This is a genomic window from Shewanella fidelis ATCC BAA-318 (assembly GCF_000518605.1).
Classification (GTDB): Bacteria; Pseudomonadota; Gammaproteobacteria; order Enterobacterales; family Shewanellaceae; genus Shewanella; species Shewanella fidelis.
Window position 1 is genome coordinate 284,885 of record NZ_JADX01000004.1, and the last position, 18,962, is coordinate 303,846.

At 42.7% G+C, this 18,962-nt stretch carries 20 protein-coding genes; 8 read left to right on the top strand and 12 right to left on the bottom strand.

Features of this window, described 5'->3' with window-relative positions; translation table 11 throughout:
• Positions 1–434: 434 nt before the first annotated feature.
• The 4 genes from L884_RS0101145 to yjjX all read right to left on the bottom strand — a co-directional run bounded on the left by L884_RS0101145 (position 435) and on the right by yjjX (position 4,445).
• Positions 435–1,646: a cysteine desulfurase gene (locus L884_RS0101145; RefSeq protein WP_028765759.1), complete on the bottom strand. Its 1,212-nt coding sequence runs from the start codon at positions 1,644–1,646 to the stop codon at positions 435–437.
• A 92-nt stretch (positions 1,647–1,738) separates the two neighbouring features.
• A complete protein-coding gene (locus L884_RS0101150; RefSeq protein WP_028765760.1) occupies positions 1,739–2,782 on the bottom strand; it encodes an NADP(H)-dependent aldo-keto reductase in 1,044 nt (347 codons plus the stop codon).
• A 97-nt stretch (positions 2,783–2,879) separates the two neighbouring features.
• Positions 2,880–3,812: a bifunctional helix-turn-helix transcriptional regulator/GNAT family N-acetyltransferase gene (locus L884_RS22710; protein ID WP_084221370.1), complete on the bottom strand. Its 933-nt coding sequence runs from the start codon at positions 3,810–3,812 to the stop codon at positions 2,880–2,882.
• A 93-nt stretch (positions 3,813–3,905) separates the two neighbouring features.
• Positions 3,906–4,445, bottom strand: a complete 540-nt coding sequence (gene yjjX, locus L884_RS0101160; protein WP_028765762.1) for an inosine/xanthosine triphosphatase — start codon at positions 4,443–4,445, stop codon at positions 3,906–3,908.
• A 557-nt stretch (positions 4,446–5,002) separates the two neighbouring features.
• Between yjjX and L884_RS0101165 the strand changes: the two genes are divergently transcribed.
• Both L884_RS0101165 and L884_RS0101170 read left to right on the top strand, forming a co-directional pair.
• Positions 5,003–6,355: an SLC5/6 family protein gene (locus tag L884_RS0101165; RefSeq protein ID WP_028765763.1), complete on the top strand. Its 1,353-nt coding sequence runs from the start codon at positions 5,003–5,005 to the stop codon at positions 6,353–6,355.
• Between the two features lie 126 nt (positions 6,356–6,481).
• Positions 6,482–7,849: an L-serine ammonia-lyase gene (locus L884_RS0101170; RefSeq protein ID WP_028765764.1), complete on the top strand. Its 1,368-nt coding sequence runs from the start codon at positions 6,482–6,484 to the stop codon at positions 7,847–7,849.
• Between the two features lie 335 nt (positions 7,850–8,184).
• Here the strand turns inward: L884_RS0101170 and L884_RS0101175 are convergent, their stop codons facing one another.
• Positions 8,185–8,628, bottom strand: coding sequence for a GNAT family N-acetyltransferase (locus L884_RS0101175; RefSeq protein WP_028765765.1), 444 nt, complete (start codon positions 8,626–8,628; stop codon positions 8,185–8,187).
• A 138-nt stretch (positions 8,629–8,766) separates the two neighbouring features.
• Here L884_RS0101175 and L884_RS0101180 point away from each other — a divergent pair, with 138 nt between their 5' ends.
• Both L884_RS0101180 and L884_RS0101185 read left to right on the top strand, forming a co-directional pair.
• Positions 8,767–9,063, top strand: a complete 297-nt coding sequence (locus L884_RS0101180; protein WP_051435483.1) for a hypothetical protein — start codon at positions 8,767–8,769, stop codon at positions 9,061–9,063.
• A 170-nt stretch (positions 9,064–9,233) separates the two neighbouring features.
• Entirely contained in the window at positions 9,234–10,532 is a 1,299-nt protein-coding gene (locus L884_RS0101185) for a dicarboxylate/amino acid:cation symporter (RefSeq protein WP_028765767.1), read from the top strand.
• A gap of 70 nt (positions 10,533–10,602) precedes the next feature.
• Here L884_RS0101185 and L884_RS0101190 read toward each other — a convergent pair whose 3' ends face one another.
• A complete protein-coding gene (locus tag L884_RS0101190) occupies positions 10,603–11,016 on the bottom strand; it encodes an META domain-containing protein (RefSeq protein WP_028765768.1) in 414 nt (137 codons plus the stop codon).
• Positions 11,017–11,116: 100 nt separating this feature from the next.
• On the opposite strand from L884_RS0101190, the gene L884_RS0101195 reads away from it, so the two are divergent.
• Positions 11,117–11,335, top strand: a complete 219-nt coding sequence (locus L884_RS0101195; protein ID WP_028765769.1) for a hypothetical protein — start codon at positions 11,117–11,119, stop codon at positions 11,333–11,335.
• A 54-nt stretch (positions 11,336–11,389) separates the two neighbouring features.
• Here L884_RS0101195 and L884_RS0101200 read toward each other — a convergent pair whose 3' ends face one another.
• Positions 11,390–12,331 (bottom strand): GGDEF domain-containing protein, encoded by a 942-nt coding sequence (locus L884_RS0101200; RefSeq protein WP_028765770.1) that lies wholly within the window; start codon positions 12,329–12,331, stop codon positions 11,390–11,392.
• Between the two features lie 424 nt (positions 12,332–12,755).
• Here L884_RS0101200 and L884_RS0101205 point away from each other — a divergent pair, with 424 nt between their 5' ends.
• Positions 12,756–13,313, top strand: a complete 558-nt coding sequence (locus L884_RS0101205; RefSeq protein ID WP_028765771.1) for a GNAT family N-acetyltransferase — start codon at positions 12,756–12,758, stop codon at positions 13,311–13,313.
• 8 nt (positions 13,314–13,321) lie between these two features.
• Positions 13,322–13,672: a hypothetical protein gene (locus L884_RS0101210; RefSeq protein ID WP_028765772.1), complete on the top strand. Its 351-nt coding sequence runs from the start codon at positions 13,322–13,324 to the stop codon at positions 13,670–13,672.
• A gap of 159 nt (positions 13,673–13,831) precedes the next feature.
• Here the strand turns inward: L884_RS0101210 and L884_RS0101215 are convergent, their stop codons facing one another.
• Together L884_RS0101215 and L884_RS0101220 are read right to left on the bottom strand one after the other, a co-directional pair.
• A complete protein-coding gene (locus L884_RS0101215) occupies positions 13,832–14,365 on the bottom strand; it encodes a DUF3016 domain-containing protein (protein ID WP_028765773.1) in 534 nt (177 codons plus the stop codon).
• A 124-nt stretch (positions 14,366–14,489) separates the two neighbouring features.
• A complete protein-coding gene (locus tag L884_RS0101220; RefSeq protein WP_028765774.1) occupies positions 14,490–15,182 on the bottom strand; it encodes a hypothetical protein in 693 nt (230 codons plus the stop codon).
• 389 nt (positions 15,183–15,571) lie between these two features.
• On the opposite strand from L884_RS0101220, the gene L884_RS0101225 reads away from it, so the two are divergent.
• The gene (locus L884_RS0101225; RefSeq protein WP_028765775.1) at positions 15,572–16,267 is read left to right on the top strand and encodes a VC0807 family protein; all 696 of its coding nucleotides are present in this window, start codon (positions 15,572–15,574) and stop codon (positions 16,265–16,267) included.
• A 511-nt stretch (positions 16,268–16,778) separates the two neighbouring features.
• On the opposite strand, the gene L884_RS0101230 is transcribed toward L884_RS0101225, so the two are convergent.
• The 3 genes from L884_RS0101230 to L884_RS0101240 all read right to left on the bottom strand — a co-directional run bounded on the left by L884_RS0101230 (position 16,779) and on the right by L884_RS0101240 (position 18,188).
• On the bottom strand, positions 16,779–17,177 hold the full coding sequence (locus L884_RS0101230) for a hypothetical protein (protein ID WP_028765776.1): 399 nt from the start codon (positions 17,175–17,177) through the stop codon (positions 16,779–16,781).
• A gap of 106 nt (positions 17,178–17,283) precedes the next feature.
• Complete coding sequence (locus L884_RS0101235) at positions 17,284–17,754, bottom strand: hypothetical protein (RefSeq protein WP_028765777.1); 471 nt, start codon at positions 17,752–17,754, stop codon at positions 17,284–17,286.
• An 89-nt stretch (positions 17,755–17,843) separates the two neighbouring features.
• Positions 17,844–18,188 (bottom strand): ribonuclease E inhibitor RraB, encoded by a 345-nt coding sequence (locus tag L884_RS0101240; RefSeq protein WP_028765778.1) that lies wholly within the window; start codon positions 18,186–18,188, stop codon positions 17,844–17,846.
• Between the last annotated feature and the right edge of the window lie 774 nt (positions 18,189–18,962).

The following is an 18,962-nucleotide window of genomic DNA, read 5'->3' on the forward strand; positions in this document are numbered from 1 at the left end:
AAAGCCAAAAGCCTCAGGCTGTTATCTTTGCTCTACCTAGGACCTGCTTTTCCTAGAACCTGCTTTTCCTAGAACCTGCATTAAGTAGGACCTAGGCCCTAGGACGCTTCGCTTCGAGGGCGGGCTAAAGCCCTGCTAGGATAAGCCAAAGCTAAAAGCTAAAAGCTAAAAGCCAAAAGCCAAAAGCCAAAAGCCAAAAGCCAAAAGCCTCAGGCTGTTATCTTTGCTCTACCTAGGACCTGCTTTTCCTAGGACCTAGGACCTGTATTTAGTAGGCTCTAGGGCGCTTCGCTTAGAGGGTGGGCTAAAGCCCTACTAGGATAAGCCAAAAGCCAAAAGCCAAAAGCCAAAAGCTCTGGCTGTTATCTTTGCTCTGCCTAGGATCTAGGACCTAGGACCTGCTTTTCCTAGAACCTATAACCTAGAACCTTCTATTACAACAACAACTCTTTTACCGACTTCATTGCATTAATGAAGTTGTCGATATCAGCTTTGTTAGTATAGACCCCAATCGATGCGCGGCAGCAGCCTTTTAAGCCTAAGGTTTGCATTAGTGGCATAGCGCAGTGATGGCCACAGCGTACCGCGATGCCTTGTTGATCAAGCAAAATACCGACATCTTGATGATGTTCATCGGCCAAGTTAAATGCCACTGCAGCAATATTGTCACTATGGGCAGCGTAAAGCACTATGTCGCCCAATTTTCTGAGTTCATCTTGCAGGTAATTAAGTAGTGCTTGTTCCTCTGCATGTACTTGATCTCTTGGCAGAGATTCGATGAAGTCGATTGCCGCACCTAAGCCGATCACTTCAGCAATAGGCGGGGTACCCGCTTCAAGTCGGTTAGGTAAAATATTAAATTCAGTTTGCTCAAAGCTGACGCTTTTAATCATTTCACCGCCAGTCATTAGAGGCGTTAACTTATCAAGCACATCATAGCGGCCATACAGCACGCCGACCCCTGTAGGCCCATACATCTTATGGCCAGAGAACACATAAAAATCACAATCAATGGCTTGTACGTCAACATTCATGTGGGCAATCGCCTGTGCGCCATCGACCAATGTGATAGCGCCTGCTTGTTTAGCTAAGCTAACTAGCTCGTGTACCGGGTTTAGCGTACCAAGTGCATTGGAAACATGGCTGAGGGCAACAATAGCTGGCTGCTGTTGTAGTAAGACTTTATAAGCGTTTAGATCTAAGCGCTGATCTGCTGTTAGCGGAATAGGTTTTACTTGCGCGCCAGTGCGTTTAGCCAGTTGCTGCCAAGGTACAATATTGGCGTGGTGAGCAGCGCTATCAATTAAAATCAGTTGGCCTTTGCTCAGTTGCTCGGTTAAGCCGTTGGCAACGATATTGATTGACTCAGTGGTGCCATGGCTAAAAATGATCTCTTGTCGGCGTTCGGCGTTAATAAACTGCTTTAGCTTATCGCGCACGGCTTCATATTGGCTGGTGGCTCGAGCCGACAGCTGATGTGCAGCACGATGCACATTGGCATTATCAAAACGATAATAGTGCGCCATAGCATCGATTACGCTCTGCGGCTTTTGGCTGGTCGCGGCGGTATCGAGATAGCACAAAGGGTAGCCATCATTTGACTGTTCGAGTGTCGGAAATTGTGACCGCAGCGTTGAGAGAACCATAAAGCTGATCCGAGGTTATAAATAAAAAGGCGCGCAGATCTTGTAAGATCTACGCGCCTAAAGCAAGTTTAGACTGCTAAATTATGGCTTTTTTATGGGCAAGGTACTCGGTATTGCAGAGCTAGCTCGTCTAGACGCAACTGTAATTGTGGCGAAATAGCACAATTGATGCTGTCGATATTCTGTTGTAACTGCTCAAGATTAGTCGCACCAATAATATTGGAAGCAACAAATTTTCTGGAGTTAACAAAAGCTAGCGCCATTTGTGCAGGATTCAAATTAAACTCATGTGCTAGCTCGACATAAGCTTTAGTGGCGTCTAACGCCATTTGAGTACCGGTATAACGTGCAAAGCGCTTAAATAGCGTCATTCTCGCGCCTTCAGGCCATTGGTTATCGAGGTATTTACCTGATAGCGCACCAAATGCCAAAGGTGAATAAGCCAGTAATGGCACTTCTTCACGGTGGCTGATTTCTGCCATGCCGATCTCATAGCTACGATTAAGTAAGTTATATGGGTTTTGTACCGAGATGATTTTTGGCAGGTCGTGCTTTTCGGCAAGTCGTAAGTACTCCATAAAGCCCCAAGGGGTTTCATTAGAGATCCCGATATAGCGGATTTTTCCAGCCTTAACCAGATCGGCCAGTGCTTCTAAGGTATCAATAATCGGTGTTTGCTTTTCTTGTTCATCGATTTGGTTATAGCTAAGTTCACCAAAGAAGTTAGTGTTTCTGTCGGGCCAATGTACTTGGTAAAGATCGATAGTATCGAGTTGTAGACGTGCAAGAGAGGCATCAACTGCAGCGTGGATATTGCGCCAGTCGAGCGCCATATTCGGGCGAATATAATCGCTCTTGCCACCGGGAGCAGCCACTTTACTGGCAATGATGAGGTTATCGCGATTACCTCTTTGCTTGAGGTAGTTACCTAAAATACGTTCGGTTTCGCCCTGAGTTTCCGCCTCAGGCGGAACGGGGTACATTTCTGCTGTATCAATGAAGTTAACGCCAGCACCAATGGCGTAGTCGAGTTGTTCGAATGCTTGAGCTTGGGTATTTTGGGCTCCCCAAGTCATGGTGCCTAGACAGATTTGGCTAACGTGTAAACTTGAATGCGAAAGACGTTTATATTCCATAAAAAGCCACCTAATACGTGAATGCGCTTGATCTGAGGCTAGCAAGCTTTAGCGATAAAAACCATTAACTTATGAGGCCTAAGCCATTAAATAATCATTAGCTCCGAGTGATTGGCTTAAGCATGGGAATTTCACAAGCATCGTGGCCTGTATTACCTAAAGGTGCATCAAGCTGATTAAAGCCAAGAGAAGCATACAAGTTAATCGCTTCAACTAAGTTGGCAGTGGTTTCTAAATAACACGCGTTATAGTGCTGTGTCTTGGCAAATTCGATGGCCATTAACGCTAGGCGTCGGGCAAACCCTTTGCCACGTAGCTCCGAAGCAAAATACATTTTTTGTAGCTCACAAACTCCCTCTTGGCCGTGTAGCGGTGCAACACCAGCACCGCCAAGCACTTTGCCATCTCGTTCAATCACCCAATAGTGAGCATTAGCGTGTTGGTAAACCTCATATAAGCTATCTAAGCTCGGATCAGCAACGCCGTAACCTTTATCTGCGGTCAAACCATATTCAGCTGATACATCGCGGATCACTTGCGCTATTTGTGGGTTATCTTCTGCTGTGATGCTGCGCACTTGATATCCCTGTTGCGCTTTAGACTGCATTACCGCTTTGTTATAGCGCGCCAGTGAGACTTCAAGTTCATTAATATGCTCGCTTGGTAGTTGCGCTAAAATATCACTGAACTGCTGGTTTTGTTGTTGGTGTAGCTTCTGCAACTGCCTTTTACCTTTAGCGCTGATTTGTACCACTAGGCTGCGATTATCTCTAGGATTGGGTTGGGTGCTGGCGAATCCTTTTTCCACAAGGTGACTCACAGCGCGGCTAGCGTTGGACTTATCAATATTTAGTAAGCTAGCAAGCTGCTTAATTGCATAGCTATTTTCACCTAATTCGATGAGAGCATGGGCTTGTACCGGAGATAGCGGTTGATTACCACAGGCGGCGTCGAGTAAGCCTAGTTGGCGAATAAGTTGTCTTGAGAGACGACGAAGCAGGGACGCAGAATTAGGCTGGGCTTGACTCATCAAACAGCTCTTGTTTAGTTGCGGGTAACACCTAAGTTACGAGGACTATTTTCTAAAATCAAGCCTGTTAAGTTAAAAATAATAAAGTTACTACTAATTTATATAGAGTTCAGGATGCAGTATTGCTGCCATAGCTAAGATGATGGCTTGCGTGTAGTTACTTTGGCGGGTTTCATTACCATTGGTTAGTAAGGATATTGCACCACCTTTTTGTTTTATATTGACGGTATCAAACATCGCATCCATTACATGCCCTAACTCCTGGCCTTGGGTGAGTGCTTGGTATACAGCCATAGGTAAAGGAAGCTGCGCACCACGGCCAATGCTAACTTGCTCTTTGTGGGCTATGGCAATATAAGCAAAGGTCGCTGGTCCATGTTCAAACAGCTCAACCCCGCCCTCCATTGCAATGTAGTAATCTGCTTGATATACCGATTGGCAATGTTTAACTCGGTTAATTGCGCCTAATTTAGTTTCTGCGTCGGTCATGGGTTGATCGGCAACTAAAGAAGGTGCATCAACTCCGTCACATTGGATCTGGTGTTCAGGGAAAAGGCGCTCAAAGGCGACTTGGGCTGCGGCGACTTTTACTGGATTTTTTGAACCCACAATAATGCGTATTGCTGCTTTCATTTTAGTAATTTTTGCTCAGGTACAGAAGGTTTGAATTACACTAGTTTATTGCAATTTATGCTTGGCTTCATCTGTAAACTTCGTCTTAAAGATCACCTCAAAATTACAACTCTTAAATTTGGCAACGACTATGAAAAATAAAATTACATTTATTTTGCATTAGTTTATCTAATGGTAAGCCTATAAGTGACCATAATTAATGTGATCTTGTTCAAGGAATTGTGCTGGCTTGTTGGGTGAGGTGGCTAAATCTGGTTTTTTGTGATCTATGCCCGTTAGGCAAAATTGCTGTTGCGAAGTTTTATATCAGTATTTCATGATTTAAGTAAACTTAATGTTAAACCAAGGTTCGATACGGTTATTTTTATTGGTGAATAATGAAAATTTATTACACGATTAAAGAGATCCGGCTCACAAAACGGTTACATTGTGAAAAACAATTACAGAATATGAACTCAGATCAATTTTTAGTACGTGCATTAGGATACTCTTAACCGCGAAAATACTCCTGAGATCAAAATTTATTGGTGTTTCTCAGCACCATCAAGGTAACAAGAATGCAAAAAGACGCGATCACAACAAAAGATACGGCAACGACCAAGTCGCTGCCTTGGACACGTCAAGATACAACTTGGATGTTGAGTTTGTTTGGTACAGCTGTTGGTGCCGGAATTCTATTCCTACCAATTAACGCAGGTATGGGCGGTTTTTGGCCGCTAATGATGATGGTAGCAATCATTGGTCCAATGACATACTTAGCTCACCGTGGACTATCACGTTTTGTTTGTTCATCAAGCAAGCCTGGTAGCGACATTACCCACGTAGTGGAAGAGCACTTTGGTGTGGGTGCGGGCAAGGCAATTACTTTGCTTTACTTCTTTGCTATCTACCCAATCGTTTTGATCTACGGTGTAGGTATTACTAACACAGTAGAAAGTTTTATTGTTAACCAGCTAAATATTTTTGTTGAAGTACCACGTTTAGCGGCTGACGGTGCGCCTATGCTAACTGATGCTGGCGTACAGATCATGGATAAAGTATCAGGTGTGCCACGTTGGTTGCTATCTGGTGGCCTTATCGTTGCTATGATGTCTGTGATGGTTGCGGGCGAGAAAATGATGCTTAAAGTTACTCAGCTTTTGGTTTACCCATTAGTTGCTATCTTGGCGTTCATGTCGTTCTACTTGATCCCAGATTGGAAAATGGATGCATTACAAGTTGTGCCGCCAGTAGGTGACTTCCTAGGTACAGTTTGGTTGACTATTCCAGTACTTATTTTTGCTTTCAACCACTCACCAGCTATTTCACAGTTCTCTGTGTCACTTAAGCGTGAGCACGGTGTGAATGCTGCGCGTAAAGCAGACGTGATTCTACGTAACACAACCCTAATGTTGGTTGGTTTCGTGATGATGTTTGTTATTTCATGCGTACTATCTCTATCGCCAGCACAGCTTGCTGAAGCGAAAGAGTTAAACTTGCCGATTCTGTCATACTTGGCCAACGTACATAACAGCGGCTTTGTAAGCTACTTCGGTCCATTTATCGCATTCGTGGCAATCGTATCTTCTTTCTTCGGTCACTACATGGGTGCGACAGAAGGTATGAAAGGTATCATTAACAAGCAATTACGTTCTGCAAATAAGCAAGTATCTGAATCTAAGCTAGACAAATTCATCTTAGGTTTCATGTTCTTCACTATTTGGGGCGTAGCAATCATCAACCCAAGTATCTTAGGTATGATTGAAGCATTAGGCGGTCCAATCATCGCGGCTATCCTATACCTAATGCCAATGTATGCGATCCACAAAGTACCAGCTCTAGCTCCGTACCGTGGCCGTATCAGCAACATCTTTGTTGTAGTTGCAGGTTTACTTGCAATGACTGCAATCCTATTCGGATTACTGTCTTAAGCAAGATACTGGCTGGGCGTGTACAGATTGCATGCGAGCACGCTGACGCCCAGCTTTATAGTTCCATCAATGTTTGACAAAGCCTAGTCCCCTCTAGGCTTTTCCTCTTTTTTCGAGGTTATTTCCATGTTTAGCGCATTTGATATTTTTAAGATAGGTGTAGGTCCATCGAGCTCACACACTGTCGGGCCGATGAAGGCCGCCAAAGAGTTTATCGATGATGTTCGTCAAACGGGTCAGTTCGATCAAGTGACACGTTTAGGCGTTGAGATTTTTGGTTCTTTATCATTAACCGGTAAAGGTCACCACACTGATATCGCTATTATCGTTGGTTTAGGTGGTAACTCACCTGAAAGCGTTGATATTGATGCTATTCCAGGTTTTATCGCTGACGTTGAACAGACTAAGAAATTACCAATGGGCACTGAAAAGCGCCTAGTGGATTTTGGTCATGACGCCGTGATTTTCCACAGCCACGCATTACCATTGCACGAAAACGGCATGATGCTGCACGCATACAAAGGTGATGAGCTTGTACTAAGCAAGACTTATTACTCAGTAGGCGGTGGTTTTATTGTTGAAGAATCACAGTTTGGCAAAGCGGTTGAAAACCCAGTTGAAGTTCCATACCCGTTTAACTATGCCGATGAGCTTTTAGCGACGTGTAAAGAAACAGGCTTAAGCATCAGCAGCCTGATGTTCAAAAATGAGTTGTGTTTCAATAGTGAACAAGCAATTTATGATGGTTTCGGCGCTGTATGGTCAACCATGCATGATGCGATTGAGAAGGGCTGTCAAACCGAAGGTGTGTTAGCGGGTCCGTTAAAAGTAGCTCGTCGTGCACCTGCGCTTTACCGTCAGTTATTAACTGGTGAGCGTTTATCTAGCGATCCGATGGAAATCGTTGACTGGATCAACGTATTTGCAATGGCGGTGAGTGAAGAAAACGCAGCGGGTGGCCGTGTTGTAACATCACCGACTAACGGTGCTGCTGGTATCATTCCTGCGGTATTAGCTTACTACAACAAGTTTATTAAACCTGTTGGTAAGCAAGAGTACACGCGCTTCTTCCTAGCGGCTGCAGCAGTGGGTTCGTTATACAAGCGTAACGCTTCTATTTCTGGCGCGGAAGTTGGTTGTCAAGGTGAAGTGGGCGTAGCTTGCTCTATGGCAGCTGCTGGTCTTGCTGAGATCATGGGTGCAAACCCTGCTCAAGTATGTATGGCTGCAGAAATTGGTATGGAGCATAACCTAGGACTAACTTGTGACCCTGTTGCTGGCCAAGTTCAGGTGCCATGTATTGAGCGTAACGCGATTGCGGCAGTGAAAGCGATTAACTCATCACGTATGGCAATGCGCCGTAACTGTGAGCCAAAGGTGAGCTTAGATAAAGTTATCGCGACTATGTACGAAACGGGCAAAGATATGCACGTTAAGTATCGTGAAACCAGCCAAGGTGGTTTAGCGATTAAAGTTACTAGCATTTGCGGTTAATGTTTATTGCCAGTCTAGTGCTGGAATGAATAGCAAAAAGGCCATCAATTGATGGCCTTTTTTGTGTCTTATACCAATCAGTATAAACATTTAGTCACTCAGCGAGAGTTTAGCGGTTTTGAGGCAAGGCAACGAATGAAGAGCATAGTTGTTCTACGTTCAAGTTCGTTAACACAGCATCAGAATCGCTAAAACTCGCCATTCTGGAACGTTTTTGGCTGCCTACTTCTGCGTTGAATAACTTCACAAGGGAGCAACCATTCTTTCATTTATTCGCCTTGAATTAGATTGCCAAAAATCGTTCTGAGCTGATCAAATTCTTATACTGATTGGTATTACTTTTGCTCGTACATTAAGTAGTAGCTTTGTTCCATTCCCAGTGCGCTATAGGTTTTTTGGGCATTGGTATTATCTTGCTCTACATAGAGCCTAAAACTAGCGGCACCACCATTTTCTGCTGCGATATCTTTCACAGCTTGGTAAAGCTTGCCATAAATACCTTGGCGACGATTCTCAGGGCGAATGTATACGCTTTGGATCCAGTAGTAATCTTTGGCACGCCAGTCGCTCCACTCAAAGGTTACCATTAAGGAACCTGCAATTTCGCCATTAATTTCAGCGACTAAATAGAAGCCTTTCTCGGGAGACGTCAGTAAGGTATTAACGCCTTTTTCTAGTACTTGTGCATCTAAACTCAAGCCTTCGGTTTCTTGTGCCATGGCTTGGTTAAAGTTGACCAGAGCATGTAGGTCAGCTTGTTGGCCTTTACGAATTATCATTAATCGGTTTCCTTTTTTTGGCACACTTTAGCACGAAGCAAAATTTAACTCACTGCTGAAAATTATTGCCAATTTGCATTCGACTAAAGTCTAACTCTGCTAAACTTTTTCTATGACCCGTTTACCACTGGAGTCACTATGAAAAATAGCTACAAGCCATCAGTGAACAGCGCTGCTGCTAACAATAGCCAATGTTCAATAAAGCGTGATGCACAAGACATTAGGCATGGCTGGCACTTTGCTTTAACACTGCTAACACTCGGGATCTGGGGTTTAGTTTGGTGGTGGTTAATACTACGAGCTGAGGGTAAAGCGTTTTTTTCAGGTTTTGATGACGCTTATTGGAGCTATCTGATGGAGCGTGATCAACCTCCTGCTGCACTATATAAAATGAAGTTCTCTAAAAATAAGAATAATGCAAAATTTGATGCCTAAAATTGAGAATTATTCAGTCTTATAGCTGTTTCTGTTATCGCTCCGATATGGGGCAAACCAGCGTGATATAGATCATCTATTGCTGTTGCAGCGTATGCTAAACTGCCGCGTTATTTTTTAAGCTGGCCTTTAGGCTAGTTGTCCTCCCACCACTGTTTCAAGGTTTAAATATGTCGAATCAACAAGCTTCACTTTTTAAGAAAGTGTGGTCGAGCTGGATGTCTGTGCCTTTATGGTTGCAGATCATGATTGGTATGCTGTTAGGTATTTTAACCGGAATTGGCTTAGGCGAGCAGGCTACTTACTTAAAACCGATTGGTACATTATTCGTTAACACCATCAAAATGCTGATTGTTCCTTTAGTATTTTGTTCATTAATCGTTGGTGTGACTTCGATGCAAGACACCGCGAAAATGGGTCGCATTGGGTTTAAGTCATTTGCTTTCTACTTAGGTACAACTTCAATTGCAATTACACTTGGCTTGATTGTAGGTCATATCATGCAGCCTGGTACTGGCCTAGATATGGTGCCACACGAGTCGGCTGAGGTGGTAAAACAAGCACCATCTATCATGCAAACCTTGATTGATATCGTGCCAACTAACCCTGTCGCTGCACTTGCTAGTGGTCAGATATTACAAGTGATTGTGTTTGCTGTCGCACTCGGTATTGCACTGGTATTGATTGGCGACCATGGTAAACCAGCAATTCAAGTATTTGAGAGCTTAGCAGAAGCTATGTATAAGCTGACAGATCTCGTGATGAAGCTAGCACCATACGGCGTATTTGGTCTGATGGCATGGGTTGCTGGCGAGTACGGCGTAGATATGTTGATGCCACTGATTAAAGTGATTATTGCGGTTTATATTGGCTGTTTCTTACATGTTGTAGGTTTCTACAGCTTTGTATTGGTGGTATTTGCCAAGCTTAATCCACTGCAATTCTTTAAAGGGATCAGCAATGCCATTGCTGTGGCGTACACCACGTCAAGCTCTGCAGGTACCTTACCTGCAAGTATGAAGTGTGCCAGTGAATATCTAGGCGTTAATAAGAAGATCTCAAGCTTTGTACTGCCACTAGGTACAACCATTAACATGGATGGTACTGCACTTTACCAAGGGGTAACTGCGTTATTTGTGGCACAAGCATTTGGTATTGATTTAACTTGGGTTGACTACATTACCATTATTCTTACTGCGACTTTGGCTTCAATTGGTACTGCTGGTGTTCCGGGAGCGGGTCTGGTGATGTTAACCTTAGTGTTAACGACAGTTGGTCTGCCACTTGAAGGTGTTGCACTGATTGCGGGTATCGATCGTATCTTGGATATGGCGCGTACCGTGGTTAACGTATCAGGTGATCTCGTTGCTACAACCGTTATTGCTAAGTCAGAAGGCGAGATTGATGTTGAGCACTACAATGCTAATGCTGAAGACAGTGTTGAGATGGCGGAAAAGCAAAAGTCATAATGGCTTAACCGATATCTGAACCAATAAAAAACCGCCAACAGGCGGTTTTTTTATGTCTGAAACTCAATACTTACTTTTGGCTTAAAACGAATACAGTTTCATCGTTAGCATCTTTTAGTACTAACTTACCTTTTGCCATTTCAGCTTGAGTCACTTGCGGCATCGCTTGCATAACACGTTGCTCTTGTGCCGTTAGTGCGTCAACGCAAGCTTTCATGGTGTTGCCAGCAGGTTGCAAGGTTAGTGTTTGGCCATCGATGGTGTAGTTACCAAAGAAGTTATTACAGCTATTGTTACCGGTTAATTTGCCATCTGCTGCAAAAATGAATTCTGCTGGGCTGTAATCAATAACAGGCTTACCTGCAGCTGATTCAATGTGCCATGTACCAACAATAGCTAAATCTTCAACTTGAGTTTGAGGAGTTGACTGGCAAGCAGCTAAACCCAATAGCAGACCAGCTACGATGAAGGATTGTTTTATCATGTTGTGGATCCAAAGTGATTAATATCGGTATATTGTGACTATAGTATACTAATCGCTAGGCATATTAGTAAAAAAATCCGTATCAAAAAGAGGGGGTAGCGTGCAAAAACGTATCATAGATGCCTTAAAAGTGATGCATTGGCTTGGGTTAACTATGTTACTCACTGCCGTGGGGATCTATTTCCTTTCTGACTGGGCACAGCAAATTAGCGGTATGGTCACTGTTGCCAGCTTAGCGGGTGTAGGCATGGTGATGATGTCGCCTTTTCCTATCGCATTATTTTTAGACTGGGCTCGCTCGCAAAGTACTGATAAATGAAGGTATGCCTTATCAGCTTAAAAATTATAAAGCTGCTAAGGCATACCACTGAGCTTAGCGTCTAGTTGCTAATATTTTTTCCCGATTTCGCTCAAGATCGGCAACAGCTTGTTGCTGCATCGGTATCAATGATTGTTGGCTATCAGGGGTAAAAAAGCACATACCGCTTAGCAGTGTCACGTCAGGCGCTTCGCGTTCGAGGCGCTTACGTAGTCTGGCGATAAGAGTGGCTAAATTCGCTTCATTATCAATAAAGGCGAGAATAATAAATTGCTCATCGTCAAAGCGGGCGCAGATATCCGCTTCTCGCATACTTTCTGAAATGACTCTGGCAATGGTGCGTATAAACTGTGAGCCTATGGCTGCCGATGCATTTGCCCGCGACGGCATCGCTTCAAGTACGATTAAACCAGCATGGGAGCCAAATCTACGACTTAAGCTTAATTGTCTTGGTGCCATCAAGTTAAAGCCGTATGGGTTTAGCATGTAGGTAAACTCATCTTGCACAGATAATCGCTGCAGTTGCTCAGCCATATACATCTGCTTTAGTTCGCCTTGCAGTAACGCTTTTATTGATTCGCATACAGCAGCATAGGTGTTGCTGATATGAGTGGTGGCGGGATCGCAAATTAGTAAGCAGCCAAATACACGACCGTCAGGCCAAGACAGCTGTATTGCCAATAGCAGGCTAACCGCGTTCGTGGTGCAGCCAATATCACTCGGCTTTAACTTTATTAAGCCAAAGTCGGTTTGGTCGTTGATTGATTGGATTAAGCCTTTAGCTTCGAAGATTTCACCTAGCATTAAGTTCTTCGAGTCGAAAGGCGCGTTACAAACCGTTTGCGCTTCGTCGCCATTGGTCTGAATAATCAGGGTGTTTTTCGCTTGGTAAAGGTCGTTGATTAAGTCGACCTGTTGCTGCCATCTTGGCAAGCTAATTGCGGGATGATCCTTTTCCCTTAGCCAAACCTTTTGGTTACTGTCTTGGGCTAACATATTGGGCTCATTAGTTATTATTAGGACGATACGGGTACTAACTGGTGAAAGACTATACTAATTTTTGCTGGTTATTTGAATGTTAAAAATGTAGGTTTTTTGCTATTTTATGCTTGAATAGTACACATCGGATCACTTGATTTAGGTGAATTAATTCATTTATTTTTGGGGATGCGCCTGTCTATCAAGCTTGTGGGGTATTCGGCTATAATTGCTATATATTACTGTCGTGTATCTAATAGCAAATCATTATAAGAAATCGAGGCACCTCAAGCTTTAGCTAAGGTGATTTTTTGCCATTATTGACTCATTGCGAACCTACATAACTATGCGGTTCTATGCTGTAGAGCCGCATATGTTGTTAATGTTTGGAGGATAGCAATGGCTGTCTTCTTTGGCTGAAGTAAATACTTAAAGTAACACAATGAAAATTAGACGAGCCAACATATCGGATGTTACCGCCTTAGCTGCATTAGAACAGCTGCACTTACAAGATGAATTAGCTGCTGATAAACGGGATAACTCGTTTGAAGGTCAATCTTTTTCAGCAGCAGATTTTACCACTTTAATTAACCAACACTGGGTGATTGTCGCTGAAGTTGATACAACAATCGTTGGCTACGTGATCGCCGGAAAATGGTCTTTCTTTAAGCAATGGCCGATTTACCGTAACTTATTGAATCGTTTGCCTAAGCTTGATTATGAACGAGCAAGACTCACTGAAAACAACTGTTGCCAATATGGCCCTATCTGGATTGCGAGTCAGCATCGAGGACAAGGTATATTTGAAGCTTTAGTAGGGTTCTTAAAAAAACAGGTTAGCAATGAGTTACCCTATATGTTGACCTTTATTGCTGAAGACAACCAAGGCTCATTTGCTGCTCATACTCGTAAAGCTGATATGCAAGTTGTCGATTACATTAGTTTTGATGGCCGTGATTATTACTTATTAGTCCTACCAACCAGTGAAAGCTTTTTTTAAGGAAGTTTATGTTATCACCATCTGTTGCTGCTATTTTCAAACCATACCTTAGCCTTAATCTTTCGGGGTTCGATAACCTCAAATTAGTGATCGCGGTATTAACGGCCCAAGGGCAGGAGTGCCATGCCTTGGAAGCGCAGCTAACCTTTGAAGGCAAAAGCCAAACCGCATACCTAGTTCGTTGGCATAAGCACTTTATTTATTGTGGTCGTACTAATTCTTACGGTAATTCACTTGATGAAGTAGCGAGTCTTGATGACATTAATCCCGAGTCGATTAAGGTGCTACAGCCGCCAATTTTATCTATGCAACAGCTTGAGTTTATGTGCATGGAGAATGCACACTTTGATCACTGTTAGTTATGGTGTCGCGATAGCTTAACGTAATACCAGCTGAGGCTGGATTTAGTTTAGCCGCGATAGTGCTGACAAGCATTTCTATTTACAAAGTGTGAAAACGCATTAAAAGGGCGCAGGCTTATTAAAAGCTATCGCCCTATTTATTGTTGTAAAACTTCACTATAGCAGTGGTTTAATTGTTTTTTTAAACCACTCTATTAGCAATTTTTGCTCATAACGGAAAGTGTCGTTATTTAATGGCTGCAGATCCGAAAGATAACTCATATTTCTGAGTTTCTCAGTTCCAGATGCGATGACTTTGCCGTTTTGGCTTAATGTATACTCGAAATCTAATTTTGGTGGGTAAAGGTCTGTGACAACACGAATGTCGTCTACTGAGGCACCAAAAGTGGGCTGAACATCTCCAGCAAGATCGACATTGGTCACAGTGAGATCTAATTGCTGCCCCTCAGTTAAATGCTTATTGGCAAGCTTACCGAGCTCTTGGGTAAGCTGGGTAAACAGGTACTGCTCAAACTTTGATTGCACGCCAATAGTCGCTTCAATATCGGTATAGTCGTTGGTGTTTTGCCAGAGAATATTGACATTACCGTCATTAGTCAGAAAGTTCTGCGGCTCAGTAGGAGCTTGCTGAGCACAACCTGTTATGGTTAATGTTGCGGTAAACAGTACTAGCTTCAGTAAGTGTTTCATATCGACTCCGTTGTATGTCAGGTAATATACCAATAAGGATAAAGACTTGTTTAACTTCTTATTCTGATTGGTATACCTAGTTATAGCTCAATTATTGCAATAGCCCAGTGCAATTGATCACTAACTATAAGCTTTTATCAAACTTATCGATTAAGGCTTGCTCTTTTGTGGTGACATCATCAAACAAGCTGTAGTCGTAAAGGTTATACTCAATGCGCTTTTCACTCGGGTAGTTCTTAAGTTTAATCGTTAGGTTTTCGGCGTTTTTTGATAGTCGGTTTAAACTGGCGGATCGATGTTGTGATATATCGCCCCAGACCTCTTCAGGGTGATACTTTTCCTCTAAACCCTTTTGAGTTTTGGCATTAAGCTTGGCAACATTTTGGCGGATTGATAGGTTGCCAAGTTTGCCATCATCGGTGAATCTTGCAATAAACCATACAATATTGTTGGCTTGCAAAAATGCGGTATCGCAGGCTTTATCTGAACAAGAGATCTCTTTAATCTCGTTAGTTAAACGTAATTGTTGAACTTGCTTAATGAGTAGCTCTCGTTGCTCTGTGGGTATGTGTGAGTACTTTTGTTGATATTCGTCGGCTATCTCTGCGGCCGCAGCAGTAAAGTCGGTCGGTATTGGATTGTTGAGGTTTCCCACGGTAACTTTAGAGCTAGCTTGGATCTTTAGTAGCTGAACTACCTCATTAGGTGTCATTTCTAATTGTAAGCCCAAAATATCTGTTGGTTGTTGGGCTTGTGCAATCGGCGTTATCGCGAAAGGCGTAATAAATAGCGCCTTAATGCATGTCTTCCATTTCATGGTGTACTTCCCTTGGCTTTTACTGTTCCATTTGTAATGCGGATGACACCATAACATAGGTATGAGTGATAAATTAACTACGAGTTAGCTCGTTTACATTGCTGCTAGCATGTCGCCATATTCGATTATTGGTTGTTGTGGCTGAGAGCAGTTAGAGGATGCTTCAGTGATAGGGGGCTAACTCAAATCTAAGTTTTGAAGTTTGATAAACCCGACTCGCAACTATGACTGCTCAAGAGTGACACCAGCGGCAGAACAAGGTATTTTTACGCCCTTGTACGTTATCTAGCGTCAATGCTGGCATTATAAAGCCGCTAGTCTAGGATCAGAGCACTGGTTTTAATTTTTACACTTTTCGAAGCTTGTATGCTTCGCCTGGAAAACAACATATGAGTAGTACATCGACACATAAACCTCGGCCTATGGTTGATCTGTTAGTAAGTATCGCCATTCCCGCTTTTATCTTAATGAAGTTAAGTGGTGATGCTCAGCTAGGTGCGAGTGGTGGTTTAATGTTGGCGTTAAGCTTTCCATTAGGCTGGGGTATTTTTGAGCTTATCAAATACAGAAAATTTAATTTTATCGCCTTGCTTGGCCTAGCCAATGTGGCGCTAACCGGCGGTATTGGTTTACTGGAACTTGATCTGAAGTGGTTAGCAATCAAAGAAGCAGCGATTCCAGCGGTTATCGGTATTGCCGTGCTTATTTCGACCTTTACTTCTAAGCCACTAATCAAAGCTATGGTCTTTAATCCTGCGGTGATGGACGTAGATAAGATCATGCAGCGCTTACAAGAGAACAATTGTATGGCGGCGTTTGAAAAGCGACTCATGAATGCTACCTATATGGTTGCAGGCTCATTTGCGTTCTCGGCCACGATGAATTACATATTGGCAAAGTGGATCGTGACCAGCCCAACAGGCACCCCTGAGTTTAATGAGCAGTTGGGGGAGTTGAGTTTATACAGTTACCCAATGATTGCTGTGCCATCTATGTTGATGATGATGGCCACGTTTTATTATCTATGGCGTACGATTCGTGATTTAACCGGGCTTAAATTGGAAGAGGTTTTGGCAAACCAGTAATGGTTGTGTCAGGTTGCGTCTGACGGTTCGCTTTCTAGTAATCAAACTTCGTTTGATAAGTCTATCAGGCTACGCCTGACTTCTAAGTTAGACTTTGTCTAACAATTAACATCGTGGGATTCCATCCCACACCCGGGCAAAAGGGGGACAACAGCTTCCCCCTCTTGACCCTTTCTTTTATAAAGAGTCCCAGCCGCCCCGACGAAGTTGTTGATCCTCAGTTATTTTCGACAATCGCTATCGCCTTATATTCGCCATCCATGGCTCACCTAAGGCTATCTCGGCATCCATGCCTCGCTCATGCGGCTAATGTTTACAAGAGCCTTCAATAACCTCGGTAACTCCGATGGGGAATAGGCGTTTTCTGTGGGTTTGTAATGAGCTGATAGCTTTTAGTTATGGCAATCAGATATGCGCTAAGGCCTCAATATGGGGCGCATAAAAGCATGGCTATAATTAGCGACGAAGGAGCGCAAGCCATGCGTTTTTCGTCCATGCCATTATTGACTTGTTATGTTTCCCAACTCGTATCATCACCTATACATTTAAAGGCTATGCTCGATCTACCATTCAGGTTGAAAGTAACCTTAGTCCCATTTTCAATTGCTTTCGTTTCACAAGATACTATTTGTGACCCCGCAATATTCAACTCATTTCCTAGGTCACGAAACTTATATACGGTTTCATCAAATTTAATTATGTGCTCATTTTCGAAGTCAGTAATATCTTGACGCCAGAAAACAATGCCGCAATCAAAGTAAAGTCGATACCAAGTATTGTCGACGTTGAGATAGACGACATTGGCCACTTCTTCACAGATGCCATCATACCAGAACTCCTGCACTATCAATTTTTTTAGTGCTTTACCATTTAGCTCGGGCACTACGCCGTTAATTTCAAGTTCATCCATAATCTAAGGGAAACATAACGCCCCAATAATGGGCAAATAACAGTTGGTTAAAATAAGCGACGCAGGAGCAAAAACCAACTGTTATTTGTCCTGATTAATTGGCTTGTTATAACTCACAAGCCACCGTAATTTTTTTTGATTGCACTTTTCCACTTGTGAGGAGAACAAACTCCACTTCATTTTGTACTAAGTTCGAGGTTTCACTGCTAGGCTCGCAGTCAACCTCTTCACCAAATAGTATATAAAGGCTATAGGATGAAGGTATATCAGCTTTTTTCTCGCCGTTTATTCTTAAATTAAGACCGTTAGAATAAACTAAGCCTATATTATTTAAATTAGGAGATTTAAATCCCTCAAACGATTTTTCAGACAACTCCATTTTTACATTATTTATGATGAGTTCGAACTCTGTCATTTCATCTAAATAATTTGAGCCTCTTTTAGCTGTTAACGTGTAATTGTGATTGCCTTGAAAACCACCTGAAATATTTATTTCATTTGGAGTTAACACAACTGGAGAGCTTGCCTGTGCAAAAGCGCAGATTATCACCAATGTTAAAAAGATCGCATATTTCATAGTGAGTTATAACGCCCGCATAAGGGGCTGATAATGCTTGGCTATACTTGTGCAGCGAAGCGGAACCGAGCCAAGCGTTAGCAGTCCCTTCACTTTATGCTCTTGTTATATTCGCTTTCAAATCCCCAACCATCACTTTTTCCACCGTATTTAGTTGCTACTTCTGCAAATGTGCTTTCCACATGAGTGATGTTTTCGGGTGTTGGCTCCATAATAACCGAGACATAAACATCGTAGCCTTTTGAAACTTCATTTGTATAAATGGCGACTTTGATATTTTCATATGAATTATCTACTTCATAGGCCATTTTTACAGCTGATTCTTCATCTTTAAATAAATGGAAGAAATCAATTTCATATTCTCGATTTAGGTTTACGCCACGTTCAAGCATGTTTTGTAATACTTGACCATTTTCATCATTGGGGTACTGCATTTCTTTTCCTTGTGCAGTAAAAGATAGAAGTAGAATAATAATTAAATATATGAAACGCACAACCAGTCTTCCCTGCGAATATAACAGTGTATTAGGCTGAATTCCGAATAAGAACAGTTAGCCTAGTTAATCCTATGCGAACAAGGTAACCGTAGATGTCTTTTTAATCAATGCCTTAATGGGTGCCGTCTTGTGAGACTACTGACTCTTCTGATGGTGAAAACCAGAATTTACTTATTTGTGACGAGATTTGATTTAACTATTGGGGAGAAATCTTTTTTAACAGCCACTTAGCAGTTGTTAACTTTAAATTGTTTTCCTTCTTACACCAAAATAATGCTGAAAATTCACAATGCTTGTTATAACTGTTTATATGTACAGCTAGTGTAAAGATGAGGCTATGCATGAGCTTTCATATTAGGTTTTCTACTAACAAAGGTTCAAATTTGCTACTCAACTCTTGTTGTAGTGAAAATGATTTAGGGGCAAAAGTTAGTCACAAAACTTACAGAAAACACCTGTCCCCATCGGAGTTGCCGAGGTCATTGAAGACAATCGCGTGAGCGAGGCATGGATGCCGAGATAGCCTCAGGTGAGCCATGGATGGCGAATATGAGGCGATAGCGATTTTCGAAAATGACTGAGGATCAACAACTCCGTTGGGGCGGCAGGGGAGATGCAAGAGGGGATTGCTGTTGATCCCCTTTTGCCCGAGTGTGAGCTGGAAGCTCACGACCTTTATCAAACGAAGTTTGATTGCTTCAAAGGCCGTAA

Excerpts from the sequence above, each read along its gene's own strand:
- L884_RS0101170 (WP_028765764.1), top strand. The coding sequence starts at position 6,482 with ATGTTTAGCGCATTTGATATTTTTAAGATAGGTGTAGGTCCATCGAGC.
- L884_RS0101215 (WP_028765773.1), bottom strand. The coding sequence starts at position 14,365 with ATGAAACACTTACTGAAGCTAGTACTGTTTACCGCAACATTAACCATA.
- L884_RS0101145 (WP_028765759.1), bottom strand. The coding sequence starts at position 1,646 with ATGGTTCTCTCAACGCTGCGGTCACAATTTCCGACACTCGAACAGTCA.
- yjjX (WP_028765762.1), bottom strand. The coding sequence starts at position 4,445 with ATGAAAGCAGCAATACGCATTATTGTGGGTTCAAAAAATCCAGTAAAA.
- L884_RS0101205 (WP_028765771.1), top strand. The coding sequence starts at position 12,756 with ATGAAAATTAGACGAGCCAACATATCGGATGTTACCGCCTTAGCTGCA.
- L884_RS0101200 (WP_028765770.1), bottom strand. The coding sequence starts at position 12,331 with ATGTTAGCCCAAGACAGTAACCAAAAGGTTTGGCTAAGGGAAAAGGAT.
- L884_RS0101180 (WP_051435483.1), top strand. The coding sequence starts at position 8,767 with ATGAAAAATAGCTACAAGCCATCAGTGAACAGCGCTGCTGCTAACAAT.
- L884_RS0101190 (WP_028765768.1), bottom strand. The coding sequence starts at position 11,016 with ATGATAAAACAATCCTTCATCGTAGCTGGTCTGCTATTGGGTTTAGCT.
- L884_RS0101185 (WP_028765767.1), top strand. The coding sequence starts at position 9,234 with ATGTCGAATCAACAAGCTTCACTTTTTAAGAAAGTGTGGTCGAGCTGG.
- L884_RS0101235 (WP_028765777.1), bottom strand. The coding sequence starts at position 17,754 with ATGAAATATGCGATCTTTTTAACATTGGTGATAATCTGCGCTTTTGCA.
- L884_RS0101150 (WP_028765760.1), bottom strand. The coding sequence starts at position 2,782 with ATGGAATATAAACGTCTTTCGCATTCAAGTTTACACGTTAGCCAAATC.
- L884_RS0101220 (WP_028765774.1), bottom strand. The coding sequence starts at position 15,182 with ATGAAATGGAAGACATGCATTAAGGCGCTATTTATTACGCCTTTCGCG.
- L884_RS22710 (WP_084221370.1), bottom strand. The coding sequence starts at position 3,812 with ATGAGTCAAGCCCAGCCTAATTCTGCGTCCCTGCTTCGTCGTCTCTCA.
- L884_RS0101240 (WP_028765778.1), bottom strand. The coding sequence starts at position 18,188 with ATGCAGTACCCCAATGATGAAAATGGTCAAGTATTACAAAACATGCTT.
- L884_RS0101225 (WP_028765775.1), top strand. The coding sequence starts at position 15,572 with ATGAGTAGTACATCGACACATAAACCTCGGCCTATGGTTGATCTGTTA.
- L884_RS0101165 (WP_028765763.1), top strand. The coding sequence starts at position 5,003 with ATGCAAAAAGACGCGATCACAACAAAAGATACGGCAACGACCAAGTCG.
- L884_RS0101230 (WP_028765776.1), bottom strand. The coding sequence starts at position 17,177 with ATGGATGAACTTGAAATTAACGGCGTAGTGCCCGAGCTAAATGGTAAA.
- L884_RS0101175 (WP_028765765.1), bottom strand. The coding sequence starts at position 8,628 with ATGATAATTCGTAAAGGCCAACAAGCTGACCTACATGCTCTGGTCAAC.
- L884_RS0101210 (WP_028765772.1), top strand. The coding sequence starts at position 13,322 with ATGTTATCACCATCTGTTGCTGCTATTTTCAAACCATACCTTAGCCTT.